The sequence below is a fragment of the Saccharicrinis sp. 156 genome (assembly GCF_050589685.1).
GTDB lineage: Bacteria > Bacteroidota > Bacteroidia > Bacteroidales > Marinilabiliaceae > Saccharicrinis.
On the sequence record NZ_JBNGOS010000006.1, the window covers coordinates 1 to 12,604 of the forward strand.

At 37.6% G+C, this 12,604-nt stretch carries 10 protein-coding genes and 1 tRNA gene; 7 read left to right on the forward strand and 4 right to left on the reverse strand.

The genetic code is table 11. The annotated features are described in order from the left end of the window. Window positions 1-363: 363 nt before the first annotated feature. The gene (locus tag ACRD64_RS04650) at window positions 364-888 is read right to left on the reverse strand and encodes a CvpA family protein (protein WP_430932053.1); all 525 of its coding nucleotides are present in this window, start codon (window positions 886-888) and stop codon (window positions 364-366) included. A gap of 112 nt (window positions 889-1,000) precedes the next feature. Between ACRD64_RS04650 and ACRD64_RS04655 the strand changes: the two genes are divergently transcribed. Together ACRD64_RS04655 and ACRD64_RS04660 are read left to right on the forward strand one after the other, a co-directional pair. Further along, window positions 1,001-2,518 (forward strand): GH3 auxin-responsive promoter family protein, encoded by a 1,518-nt coding sequence (locus ACRD64_RS04655; RefSeq protein ID WP_430932054.1) that lies wholly within the window; start codon window positions 1,001-1,003, stop codon window positions 2,516-2,518. 77 nt (window positions 2,519-2,595) lie between these two features. Next, window positions 2,596-3,210: a deoxynucleoside kinase gene (locus ACRD64_RS04660; protein ID WP_430932055.1), complete on the forward strand. Its 615-nt coding sequence runs from the start codon at window positions 2,596-2,598 to the stop codon at window positions 3,208-3,210. A 4-nt stretch (window positions 3,211-3,214) separates the two neighbouring features. Here ACRD64_RS04660 and ACRD64_RS04665 read toward each other — a convergent pair whose 3' ends face one another. Further along, window positions 3,215-3,886 carry a hypothetical protein gene (locus ACRD64_RS04665; protein WP_430932057.1) on the reverse strand — a complete coding sequence of 224 codons (672 nt, stop codon included), beginning with the start codon at window positions 3,884-3,886 and terminating at the stop codon, window positions 3,215-3,217. A 389-nt stretch (window positions 3,887-4,275) separates the two neighbouring features. On the opposite strand from ACRD64_RS04665, the gene ACRD64_RS04670 reads away from it, so the two are divergent. Next, a tRNA-Leu gene (locus tag ACRD64_RS04670) sits at window positions 4,276-4,357 on the forward strand. A gap of 276 nt (window positions 4,358-4,633) precedes the next feature. Here the strand turns inward: ACRD64_RS04670 and ACRD64_RS04675 are convergent. Next, a complete protein-coding gene (locus tag ACRD64_RS04675; protein WP_430932058.1) occupies window positions 4,634-5,047 on the reverse strand; it encodes a pentapeptide repeat-containing protein in 414 nt (137 codons plus the stop codon). A gap of 441 nt (window positions 5,048-5,488) precedes the next feature. Between ACRD64_RS04675 and istA the strand changes: the two genes are divergently transcribed. Together istA and istB are read left to right on the forward strand one after the other, a co-directional pair. Further along, the gene (gene istA / locus ACRD64_RS04680; RefSeq protein ID WP_430932059.1) at window positions 5,489-7,054 is read left to right on the forward strand and encodes an IS21 family transposase; all 1,566 of its coding nucleotides are present in this window, start codon (window positions 5,489-5,491) and stop codon (window positions 7,052-7,054) included. Window positions 7,055-7,145: 91 nt separating this feature from the next. Then, window positions 7,146-7,889, forward strand: a complete 744-nt coding sequence (gene istB / locus ACRD64_RS04685; protein WP_430932060.1) for an IS21-like element helper ATPase IstB — start codon at window positions 7,146-7,148, stop codon at window positions 7,887-7,889. A 1,152-nt stretch (window positions 7,890-9,041) separates the two neighbouring features. Here istB and ACRD64_RS04690 read toward each other — a convergent pair. After that, a complete protein-coding gene (locus tag ACRD64_RS04690; RefSeq protein ID WP_430932061.1) occupies window positions 9,042-9,929 on the reverse strand; it encodes a hypothetical protein in 888 nt (295 codons plus the stop codon). A gap of 366 nt (window positions 9,930-10,295) precedes the next feature. Between ACRD64_RS04690 and ACRD64_RS04695 the strand changes: the two genes are divergently transcribed. Together ACRD64_RS04695 and ACRD64_RS04700 are read left to right on the forward strand one after the other, a co-directional pair. Next, on the forward strand, window positions 10,296-11,636 hold the full coding sequence (locus ACRD64_RS04695) for a sugar porter family MFS transporter (RefSeq protein WP_430932062.1): 1,341 nt from the start codon (window positions 10,296-10,298) through the stop codon (window positions 11,634-11,636). 26 nt (window positions 11,637-11,662) lie between these two features. Next, window positions 11,663-12,553 carry a carbohydrate kinase family protein gene (locus tag ACRD64_RS04700; protein ID WP_430932064.1) on the forward strand — a complete coding sequence of 297 codons (891 nt, stop codon included), beginning with the start codon at window positions 11,663-11,665 and terminating at the stop codon, window positions 12,551-12,553. Window positions 12,554-12,604 lie beyond the last annotated feature (51 nt).

Consider the following 12,604-nt stretch of genomic DNA (forward strand, 5'->3'; position numbering starts at 1 on the left):
GCCTTTTTATCATAAATAAAATAAATACAGATATGGAGAAAAAACTTATAAACTTCCTCATTGGGGAAGTCCGTCTGTGTATGTGTTTTTGTACCAATAGGTTCCCTTAAGTTAACGGCTATGGATTACTTTCGGGAGCATCGTTCTGGTGAGTTGAAGTGATGCAACGAAGGGCTTGTTTTAAAGTAATTTCAATGTGTAATAGAATTTCTAATGCATATTGCGGGTTAAAGCCATCATGAATTTCATCGGCCGGCACGTATGGATTGGGTATCACTTTAACTTACGGTGTAACCGACAATGGTATGTGTGCGTTATAGTGTGTATTATGGCAAACGATTTAATGTTGGATTGATTAAATAACTACGTGGTAGCATGCGTTGCATCCTCTACTTTTTCTTTTATTTTCTCCTGGTCGAAATTTAGGTAAGGAAAAACTCTTGGAGCAAACTCGGAAAGAGGTTGATAAATAATGGAACTTTCCCTGGTTTCTTCCGGAATAAGGTTAAAGGTTCTGTCAAATGAAGAGAAGATAGCGAGCAGGATGCTCAATATGAACGCATATTTAACAAAAGCGAAGGCAGAACCAAATATCCTGTTAACCAAACCAAGTGCAATGGCATTAACTAACCTGTCTACCAGCTTAGCCACCAGATGAACGCCGACCACAATAACCACAAAAGTCACCAAAAAGGAAATGATACCGATATAATTACTTGAAAAATGTTGCACCAGCCAATCTTCGGTAATACTTGAGAATTTAATAGCCCCCAACACGCCAAGGACTAAAGCTGCCAACGACGCAAACTCTATTATTAAACCGTTCCTAAAGCCTTTAATAATAGCTATTACCAATATGATGCCGATAACAATATCAAAATAATTCATGCGTTTATAATTTTCATTTGCTAAAATAACAAAAGAGTCGTTTAATATTACCTAAATGCCCATCTTATTTCTTCGGGAAAATATTTATATTTATCCATTAAAATATAACCGTATGCCAATTCTGAATTCCATCATATCATTAGTAAATATTCGCAGGCTTTCACAAATAGATCATTTTAAATCAAATCCTGAAGAGGTTCAAAAAGATCAACTGATGGAACTAATACGAAAGGCGAGTGCCACGGAGTTGGGTAGATACTATGATTTTGCCTCCATAAAATCCGTCATAGACTTTCAAAATCGTGTCCCGGTTCAAAAGTATGAGCAGATAGAATCATCAATTGATAAAATCCGCCATGGAGGAAAAAACGTGCTTTGGCCGGGTGAGATTAAATGGTTTGCCAAATCTTCGGGGACAACTTCATCAAAAAGTAAATTTATTCCCGTTTCAAAAGAAGCCTTGGAAGATTGCCACTTTAGGGGCGGAAAAGATGTTTTGGCCATTTACAATAAGTTGTATCCTGAAACGGAAATGTTCTCGGGAAAAGGCTTAACGCTCGGTGGCAGTCAGCAACTGAATCAGTACAACCGGGATTCTTTCTATGGCGATCTGTCTGCTATTTTGATTGGTAACCTGCCGTTTTGGGTAAATTTTATCCGAACCCCGGACCAGTCCATCGCACTAATGGATAAGTGGGAAGAGAAACTTGTTAAGATGACCGAAGCCACCATCAACGAAAATGTTACCTCATTGACCGGTGTGCCCTCTTGGTTTCTGGTCCTGATAAAACATTTATTGCAGTTTTCGGGAAAAGATAACCTGCTGGAAATATGGCCAAACCTCGAACTTTTTATTCATGGTGGCATAAACTTTGGGCCTTACCGCGAACAATACAAAAAAATAATTCCTTCGGATAATATGCATTATATGGAAACCTATAATGCCTCTGAAGGCTTTTTTGCTATACAAGACGACCCTGCTTCCAGTTCTATGCTGTTAATGTTGGATTACGGTATTTTTTACGAATTTATACCTATGGAAGAATGGGGGAAAGACTACCCACAAGCATTAACCATTGAGGATGTTGAACTGAATACCAATTATGCCATTGTTATTTCTACTAATAGTGGGTTGTGGCGCTATGCGGTTGGCGACACGGTGCAGTTTACTTCGAAATATCCGCACAAATTAGTGATCACTGGCAGAACCAAACATTTTATCAATGCTTTTGGTGAGGAAATTATTGTTGACAATTCCGACAAAGCCATTGACCATGCTTGCAAAAAAACCGGTGCCATCATTAAAGAATATACCGCCGCGCCAATGTATATGAGCACCGATGAGAAAGGCAAGCATCAGTGGATCATAGAGTTTGAAAAAGAACCTAACGATATTAAATTGTTCTCACAGGAATTAGATCGAGAACTTCAAGCTATTAATTCTGATTACGAAGCCAAAAGATACAGGGACATTACGCTGGAGTTTCCTAAAATAGAAGTCGCCAGAAAAAATCTTTTTTTCGATTGGCTGAAAAAACACAACAAGCTTGGCGGTCAAAACAAAGTGCCACGCCTTACCAATAACAGGGATTTAATTGAAGAACTTATTGCCATCAATCAAGAAAGGTGAATCATAGATAGAAATTAACGTTTTTTTGCGCCTATTTTTATACTTTTGAACCCAATTTAACTAAAAATCGATAGTAAATGCACATTGCGATAGCAGGAAATATAGGATCAGGAAAAACAACGCTTACCACTTTGCTTTCAAAACATTATGGATGGGAGGCTCATTATGAGGAAGTAGATGACAACCCCTACCTGGCCGATTTTTATGAGGATATGCAACGGTGGTCGTTCAATCTTCAGGTTTATTTTTTGAACAGTCGTTTCTCGCAGGTGAACGATATTCGAAAAAAGGGCAAGACCGTGATTCAAGACCGAACGATCTACGAAGATGCCTATATTTTTGCACCCAACCTGTATGACATGGGTTTGATGAGCAAGCGCGATTTTGACAACTATGCTTCCTTATTTGAATTAATGAGCAGTCTGGTTCAGGCACCCGATTTATTGATTTACCTTAGGGCTTCGGTTCCTAAACTGGTTGAACAAATCCAAAGTCGTGGCCGCGATTATGAGAGTGGTATCCGTCTTGACTATTTAAAACGGCTGAATGAGCGCTATGAGGCTTGGGTTGAACAATATACGCAAGGCAAACTGCTGATAGTTAATGTGGATGAATACAACTTCATCAAAAACAAAACGGATTTAAGTTCAATCATCGATAAGGTTGACACTCATGTAAATGGACTGTTTTAAAAGATCATTTTTTTCCGAAATATAATTTTGCTTGTAACCCCCAATGGTTTTGTTTGCCGTGGGGGTTTATGGTTACATCATCTTCGGGAAAATATTCGGCTTCGATATTGGGGATAACAGTGTATCGCACACTTAATGTGGCAAACTGTTCTCCAATTATTTTTATCAGTAAGCCCACCTCGGGTCCAAAACCTGCCTGAAATGTATTGCTTACATAGCTTACGGATGCATCGTTGTTTGTACCTGTATAGTTGGAATCGAAATCGACCATATTACGCAGATAATAGAGACCGAAAGCTACGCCCAGATAAGGTCTTATCTTTTCTTCGTTAAAATAAAAGTTGCCTTGGGCCGTGAGGTTCATCATCTGATAATTCACTTTAATATCTCCTCTCCTGCTTTGGTTCCAGGTATCTTCATCTTTTGGAAAATAAGTATATCCTAACCCGGAGCCCAGGGACAGCCGAGGGTTAAAAAACCAGAGAGAGCTGAAGTTTATCCCGCCGCCTATGTTAGCCACATCGTTAAAACCAAAATTATCATTTTCAAAACCATTGCTAGGTACCAAAGCCGATATTCCGCCGCCCAAAAGAAGCCCGTTTTGAGACAATAAATTAGTGCATCCCAAAGCCACAAATAATAATAGAAATAGCGATACCCTATGTAAGAAACGCATGTTATACCATTTAAATATTAAAATTAGCACTATTCAATGTTGGTATATGCCGATGTATGTTTAGCAGCCTTAAAAAAGCGGAGCGAAGTTTAGGGCTCAGTCTAAATATCAATCGGTATTATACGATTTTGTGCATGAAGATAATTGTTTTATCCTGACGTAACCAAAATTATATGTTCATTAACATTTGTGAATTGTACAGGATAATCTAAAGTGGTTAATGTAGGTATAAAAATGCTTTTCTTATGGTACAATCACCTTCTATATGCCTGGTTGGTAGGATTATATGAAGCACTTATAAACGACTGGCGGAAATATTTTAAGAAATCATTTGCAATCATGACCGTTTTGCCTATATTTGCATCCGCAAAATGTTAAAAATAGCATTTGCCCAGATGGCGGAATTGGTAGACGCGCTGGTCTCAAACACCAGTGGGGCAACCCGTGCCGGTTCGATCCCGGCTCTGGGTACTTTTGAGAAATCAAAGTATCTGAACCCGAACTGCTTAGGTAGTTCGGGTTTCTTTTTATCCCCATATTTCCCCCACATTGATTCAAACTGACAAAAAAGGGATTTATTACAATTAAGTACAATCTCCTTTAAATAGATTCCAATACGGAGATTTATAAACGTGTAAGAAAAAAAAGAGAGGTTTCCCTCTCCTTAAAATCAATATCATTTTATAACATTAGTGGTAATTTGAATATGATGTAAACATACATGCCTAGTAAAACTTTGATTCAGGTTTAAATCCAAAACTTTCTTTCCATTATTTTATTTTTAGAAATTCCTTCAAAGTATGCACCTTCTAGGTTTACCCCTTTAAGGTTTGTTCCTACAAGGTTTGCATATTTAAGGTTTGCTCTGTCAAGGTTTGTATCTTCAAGGATTGCAGAGATTAGGTCTGCTTTAGTAAGGTTTGCATTGGTAAGGTTTGCACCTTCGAGGTCTGCACGTACAAGGATTGCTCCTTCAAGGTTTGTTCCTTTAAGGTTTGCATCATTAAGGTTTGCTCCTTCAAAGTTTGTTCCTACGAATACACACATCGTTAAATCAATATTTGATAAATCAACACCAGAAAGGCTAATTTGATGCTCCTTACCTCTTCTATTTGGAGTGGCAATAAGTTTAACTATTTCTATTCTAGATAATTCAGCCATGGTTTTAAATAATTAAGCAGTTGTGTTTTGAGTTATATTAAAACAACATATTCTCCGACGAGATTTATGGCACTTCATTTTTTCAATCAATAAATACGTTTTTTCAGCCTAAAAACGGAACATAATGCTTAGGTATAAGGGAAAAAAACACAAGTTTTAGGGAAATTTATGTCTAAAACTAGAGTCAACTTGAAGTCCTAAGTGGTTTTAAGTTCACTTTTTCTTACATACAATATTAAAGAAAGTGCTCTTGTTCACTTTCTTTCACAACTTAATTCTAATCGGTAAATAACAATACAGAGTTTTTCGCAAATAAGAATACAGAATAATTGGCAACAAGAATACAGAGTTTCTACTAGTTCCAATTGCCCCATGGGGCAATTGGAACTAGTAGAAAAACGAACAACTTTAGAGGTTTTAAATTTCTAAAACCGCAAACAGATGAATAGATATCTTAACAAGTTGTTTATGTATCATGAAATCCACCGCCTTCACAGGGAAGGCCACAGCGTATCATCAATAGCCAAGTATATCGTTGCCGACTGGCGTACGGTTAAAAAGTACCTTTCGATGGACGAAAGGGAACATGAAGCATACCTCGAAGCTCAGGGCAAAAGAAAAAGAGAACTATCGGATTACGGGCATTTCGTTAAAGAGAAACTCACTGCCTATCCGGATACTTCCGCTGCACAGATGCACGACTGGTTAAAGGAGTGTTATCCTGATTTTCCTAAAGTCAACCCCAAAACGGTTTATAATTTTGTGATGTCTGTAAGACAGGAGTATAATATTCCCAAAGTGAGCACAGCAAGGGAATATTTTATTGTGGACGAACTTCCCGAAGGCAAACAGGCCCAGGTGGATTTTGGCGAATACAACATGCGTGCTTCCAATGGAAAAAGGACAAAGGTTTATTTCTTCACCATGGTATTGTCCATGTCCAGATATAAATATGTTTGTTTCACGGATGTGCCGTTCACATCGGAACTTGCCATAAACGCCCATGAAAAAGCCTTTAAGTTTTTTCAGGGTGTCCCCAAAGAAATCGTTTACGATCAGGACAAGGTGTTTATGAACAACGAAAACCATGGCGACCTTATATTGGTCGAAAAATTCCAGTCGTATGTGAGCCAACAAAGTTTCAGTATTTATTTCTGCAGAAAAGCAGACCCGGAGACCAAGGGCAAAGTAGAAAACGTGGTTAAATATGTAAAGCAAAGCTTTTTGTACAACCGTACTTATTTCAACCTCGAGACACTTAACGACGAGGCCGTTGCCTGGTTGGGAAGAACCGCAAACCAGATGCCGCACGGCACAACAAAACAATCCCCGCTCAGTCTTTGGCTGTCCGAAAAAGAGAAGCTCTCCACCTATGTCCCCCTTACTTTCCTGCCCGACCCAGAGAATGTTTTGTACATCGTCAGGCCCGACAACAGCATCTCTTACGGCAGCTGTTTTTACTCCGTCCCCCAGGGCACATTTCAAAAGCCCGGCACAAATGTCATTATAAAAGAAGAAGGTGCTTATGTGATTATCTGCAATGAAAACGGTGACGAGATATGCAGACATAAAAAATCTATGGTCGCAGGCAAGAAAGTCATAAACAGGAACCACAAAAGGGATAAAGGCAAACGGATAGACCATTTGATTAAAGAGCTGGCGGCAATGTTCGGCAACAATGACCCGGCTACACAATACCTCGAAAAGATCAGGCAGCATAAACCACGTTACATCAGGGACCAGATCACTGTTATCAAAGAAGCATTCGGTAAATATAATACCGATATAATGGACAGCACACTACAATATTGTTTGGATAGCGGTATTTATAGCGCTTCGGATTTTGCATCCGTGGCCGACAAAATAAACAATGAAAACAAAGAAGGGTCGTGTTCTGAAACAACCGATTTAGATATTAAAACACTACCGGACAGTTTGTCAAACCTGGCCGATATGAAACCATACTCTTCAAACATAGACGATTACCAAAATTTAATGCTCAACTAACATGAAACGACCCATAAGAAATGATACCCGTACAGGAGAGGTATTGCATGGGAGTTCCATCGAATGCATTTGAAATTAAAATTATAATGAGATGAAACAAGAATTGATTTTAAACTACTGCAAACAATTTAAATTGAGCGGGATAGCCTGCCACATCGAAACGGTGTTGCAAGAAGCACAAAGCAGCCAGATGAGTTACTCGGACTGCATTATCAAATTGTTTGAAAAGGAGGCGCAAACACGGGAAACCAAAGCTTTTGAAAGACGCATAAGCGCAGCAAAATTGCCAGGCAACCATAAGCTCGACCAATACGACCACAGCTTTGAAAACGGCATAAACAAAACGCGTTTAAACCAACTTCGTGAATTAAACTGGCTCGACCAGATTTTTAATATAGTGCTCATGGGTTCTTCCGGGGTTGGCAAGACGTACGTAGCGGCAGGCCTTTGCTTTGACGCTATTAAAGCCGGTTATAAAGCTTATTTCAGAACAATGGAAGATATAACCAATATGCTTAAACTAAAAGATATTACAAAGTCTGCAATGACAGAGTATCGCAGGCTGTCAAAGGCAAACCTGATTGTTATGGATGATATAATGCTCTTCCCCCTTGATAAACCGGTAGCAATTGCTTTGTTTAATTTTATAAACCAACAATATGAAAAAACAGCGTTTATTATTACAACCAACAAATCGCCCAAAGAGTGGGCACATATGCTTAACGACGAGGTGCTGGCAACGGCACTTCTCGACAGAATTTTATATCGTTGCGAAGTGATTAACCTGTCCGGTAAAAGTTATCGGATAAAAAACCGTAAAACCATTTTTAATTAATCCCATTTTTTCGTCTATTTGTTTATCCTAAAGTTGTGCATTCTTGTTGCCATTTTCTATGGATTCTTAATTGCCAGTTTCTCTGTATATTGACTTGCTGATAACACTTAATATTCTATTAGTAATTGGGGAAAACCAAAATCCGAATCCAGGTCCATATATTTCACAAGTTGAAGTATTGGACCTGGATTTTCAGAAACATTTTAGTTGTAGATAATTTTGTTTAATGATAAGAGCAAGTTATAGAAAAGGGTACCCACTGCGTTTTGTCTCCCTATTCAACTTACTCTGCGATTATTAATCTTGAAGGAGGTAATTACCTGCCCTAGGGTTGGATAATTTTTAATAAAATAAAACTATAACAGATAAATATTCTAAAAAAGAGGATCAGAGGAAAGCAAAGAACCAGGTTAAGGCATGGTTGAATGATGAAGAATTGTGCGTCTAAATGGCCCAGTGACCACATAGCTGCGAGAAGTGCCAATGTGTCTGCATCTGCTTGTTAGTCAATTATTAATAATTCTACTTTTTTATGTTTTCTCACTTAAGTATTAAAACATGAAACGGATTTGGAATGAAGACAATAATGGCCTCCATTCAGATTGTGGTTGTATCTTGCCTTATATTTGGATAGATATATTGTTGTTAAACAACAAAGCACCTTGCGGCTAATTATTCTAAATAACTATTTATTCGTTCATTATTAAAGTATCTTTCCATTGATTATACATCCGAAAATTAAGCACGTTTTAATGAATGAACTTCAGAATAATTAAACTTCTTACTTTTTATTAAAAGTTATAATAACAATACTTCGTTAAACTTTTAAGCGGCAATAGTTCCGTAATGTAATAGTTCCCTTGCCTTCTTTTTATTTTTAGGCAAGTGTGGGTTAATACCGAACTTGTCAAAAAACAAATTCAACTGTAAGGCATTGTGGTTTATTGTTTTGATGTCTGTCATCGAAAATGATTTTCTAAGCTCTTTGGGTATGCTCAACCAGTGGGCGACCTAGGCAAGGATAATGGCTGTCAGCGAAGCGTTAAAGTGAAAATCCAATTTGTTTCTGCTTCTGGCTTGACAATCATTTAAGCCTGTATGCTGTTTTCCGTCCCGGTAAAGAAATTCGATTTGGAAACGGCTTTGATAAAACTACAGGATATCGGAAGCATCCATATTGATATCTGTTGAGAAATAAAGTTTATAAACCTGCTTGCCCTTTTCGTTGCAATAAAGGGCATGCACAACCTTTATGCTGCGTTTTAAGGATATGGAATATACAATGGCACTATGGATTACAGCCCGCTGGTCTTTTGACACAAGCTCAAAGTGTCTCAAGTCGATATTGCTGTTATCGACTTTCCCGTCATATTTTTTGGGTCTTCCACGCTTGCCCGTTGGCTCACCCTGATGCAGGTACCGCAAATTGGCATCGTCCCTTAGCCTGCTAATTAAGTGCATATCGGCATTTGTTACCTGGTCAACAAACGTACGTTTTGCAAACCATGCATCGGCCACCAGGTATGAAGATAGCCCAAGCAGCTGTGTTTTGCGCCCGGTAATAATATCGGCATACCAGTCCGAAAGCGACTGTTCTTTACCGGCCATCGTCTGGACAGCCTCTAAATGAAAGGCCGTATGGTTGTCAATGTCAATTGCGGCCAAACCTCCAATTTTAAGCCCCCATTTGGCACGATTGGCGCACCCGGACCAAAAATAGCCGGCACCAGGTGTGTGTTTGCCTGATTTGCTAATATATGAAGGATCAAAAGCAATGACATACCGGCCGCTTCCGTGAGAAAGCGTTAATTCTTTGTTGAAAGTTAGAAAGTCGAATGGTTTTTCAAATTGTTGTCGGTATCTTTGCTCCTTATGCTTACCAAAGCGCCCCAACTGCAGAAAGTTAAAGCGCCCTTTTATGCATAAAAATAGGATAAGGGTCTCTGCTACAAACTCTTTCCTCCAATTGTTGATATTTGGCATTTTTGATAACACGTTCTCTATGTGTGTTTTATAAATATTATTTCCCTTGATAGTCATCCTTAATGATGTTGTCAGAATTCACCATTAAAATGCTGATTATCAAGGGTTTAAACAAATAAATTAGCTACTTACTTTGCTGATATTCAGCATTTTATACGATACTTTAACGAACTGTTGAATAAGGATTATAAAGTTATTTCTTATCGAAAGCTACTAATCGTTAATATAAATCAAGAGCATTAATGTAACACAGTTTACATACATGTAACATATTTAGTATTCATTGAAAACAAACGGCTTTATGTACTATATTTAATAGCATTTGTATCATAATTGCATCATGCTTTTTATTTCCCATTTTACATTTGATAAGAGTTTTTAATACCCCAAAACAGTTAACAAGTCTTATCTAATAAATAGGAAATGAGAAATAACAAGTATTTATATTGGATTACATTTATCGCCGTATTAAGTGGATTAATTTTTGGGCTAAATATGGCTGGTATTTCAGGGGCGGTTCCTTTTATACAAGACTATTTTGTTTTAAGTGATGTTAGTCTTGGTGCAGCTGTCGGTTCAATAATGATAGGATGTTTAATTGGTGCATTAGCCATTGGTACTTTAAGCGATAAATATGGTCGAAAACCAATGATGATAGTTGGCGCCATATTATTTATTGCTTCATCACTTGGATGTTCTCTAGCAGAATCAATAGAATTTTTTATAGCAAGCAGGGTGATCACAGGATTAGCAGTTGGAGCTGTTTCTGTTTTAGCTCCAACATATATTTCAGAAATAGCTCCTGCTAATAAGCGAGGTACGTTAGTTGCTAATAATCAATTTGCAATTGTTATTGGTATTTTGCTTTCATATGTAATCAATTTTGCTTTTGTTGACCTTCAGAATGGGTGGAGATTAATGATGGCTGTACCTGTTGTTTTTGGTTTGCTATTTCTTTTACTTTTATTGGTCTCATTTCCTGAAAGCCCACGCTGGTTGGCAAAAGAAGGTAGAAACACAGAAGCAAGGAATCTTCTGGCTAGAATTGGTGGTGAAGTATATGCCCAAATGGAGTCTGACAATATCTCTGCATCACTAGTAAAATATGCTAACAATAATAAGGTTAGCTTTAAAGAGCTGTTTAAAGGTAAAGTTGCAAAGGTAGTTCTGTTAGGAAGTTTGTTAGCTGTTTTTCAACAAATAACAGGTATTAATGCAGTTATCAGTTTTGCACCCACTATTTTTAGTCAAGCTGGAGTTGGAGAAGATCAAGCTCTTTTACAGTCCATATTAGTTGGTGTCGTCAACCTTTTATTTACTGTTGTAGCATTGTGGTTAGTAGATAGAAAAGGGCGCAAAGTGCTTTTATTATGGGGAACTGTTGGGATGACTATTTCTCTTGCCTATATGGTATATTCATTTACAGCTGAAACAGCTGGTAGTTATGGAGTTTTGATATCGTTATTAGGCTATATCGCATTCTTTGCAGCATCATTAGCACCTGTAATGTGGGTAGTTACTTCCGAAATTTACCCTAATAGGGTAAGAGGCCTTGCTATGTCTTTTTCAACAGGAATTAGTTGGGTCTGCACCTTTTTAACAGTGCAGTTCTTCCCATGGATGTTGAACAACTTGGGCGGTGCTTATACCTTTGGTTTTTTTGGTCTGTTTAGCCTTATAGCCTTTATCTTCATATTAATTTATATACCTGAAACAAAAGGAAAAACGTTGGAGCAATTAGAAGTTGATTTGGCTTTGAATTAAAGAGTAAATCTTAAAAAAATAAGAAAATGGACATGCAATTTTATGTAATAGGGATGGGCGAGCTCTTATGGGATATGCTTCCGGATGGAAAACAGCTTGGAGGAGCACCTGCAAATTTTGCCTACAATGCGCAACAAATGGGAGCCAGAGGTGCCATTTTAAGTGCTGTTGGTAAAGATTCTCTGGGAGATGAGATATGTGAAAACATTGAGAAACTAAATATTGATTCTTTAATATCTAAAGTGGATTTCCCTACAGGAACTGTTGCTGTTACGCTAAAGGATAATGGTATTCCTACTTATGATATTGTAGAAAATGTTGCATGGGATATGATTGAACTTTCTGATGCTGCTAAAAAGGAATTGAATAAGGTTGATGCCATTTGTTTTGGTTCGTTAGCGCAACGTAATGAAGTATCGAGGAAGGCAATCGAAGAAGCGATCAATTATACTACTGGAAATTGTCTTAAGGTATTTGATATCAACCTAAGACAGCATTTCTATACTAAGGAGGTTATTAAAAAATCACTGGAGCTTTGTAATGTACTTAAAATAAATGATGAGGAGTTGGTCATTCTTTCTGATATGTTTGGTTGGGAGGGATCTGATATTGAAAAATGTCAATTTCTTATTGATCATTACAAATTAGAGATGTTAGCACTTACATGTGGTGAAAACGGCAGTTACTTATTTACAACTGATGAACATTCATATTTAGAAACACCAAAAGTAGAAGTAGCTGATACAGTTGGAGCAGGAGATTCTTTTACCGGCGTAATGATTATAGGGAAGCTACAGAATAAACGTTTGTCTGAAATACATCAAATGGCTGTAAATGTATCAGCGTTTGTGTGCACAAAAAAAGGAGCTACTCCTTTTTATGAAATAGATAGAATTTGCGATAAAATTAATTGTTAACTATAAAAAAGTATTTTGTTTTCTGATAAGAGTTTGTTTATAAAAGTTTTC

Bases quoted from the DNA above. Each gene is read 5' to 3' on its own strand.
- ACRD64_RS04650 (WP_430932053.1), bottom strand. From the start codon at position 888: ATGAATTATTTTGATATTGTTATCGGCATCATATTGGTAATAGCTATT.
- ACRD64_RS04655 (WP_430932054.1), top strand. From the start codon at position 1,001: ATGCCAATTCTGAATTCCATCATATCATTAGTAAATATTCGCAGGCTT.
- ACRD64_RS04660 (WP_430932055.1), top strand. From the start codon at position 2,596: ATGCACATTGCGATAGCAGGAAATATAGGATCAGGAAAAACAACGCTT.
- ACRD64_RS04665 (WP_430932057.1), bottom strand. From the start codon at position 3,886: ATGCGTTTCTTACATAGGGTATCGCTATTTCTATTATTATTTGTGGCT.
- ACRD64_RS04675 (WP_430932058.1), bottom strand. From the start codon at position 5,047: ATGGCTGAATTATCTAGAATAGAAATAGTTAAACTTATTGCCACTCCA.
- istA (WP_430932059.1), top strand. From the start codon at position 5,489: ATGAATAGATATCTTAACAAGTTGTTTATGTATCATGAAATCCACCGC.
- istB (WP_430932060.1), top strand. From the start codon at position 7,146: ATGAAACAAGAATTGATTTTAAACTACTGCAAACAATTTAAATTGAGC.
- ACRD64_RS04690 (WP_430932061.1), bottom strand. From the start codon at position 9,929: ATGACTATCAAGGGAAATAATATTTATAAAACACACATAGAGAACGTG.
- ACRD64_RS04695 (WP_430932062.1), top strand. From the start codon at position 10,296: ATGAGAAATAACAAGTATTTATATTGGATTACATTTATCGCCGTATTA.
- ACRD64_RS04700 (WP_430932064.1), top strand. From the start codon at position 11,663: ATGGACATGCAATTTTATGTAATAGGGATGGGCGAGCTCTTATGGGAT.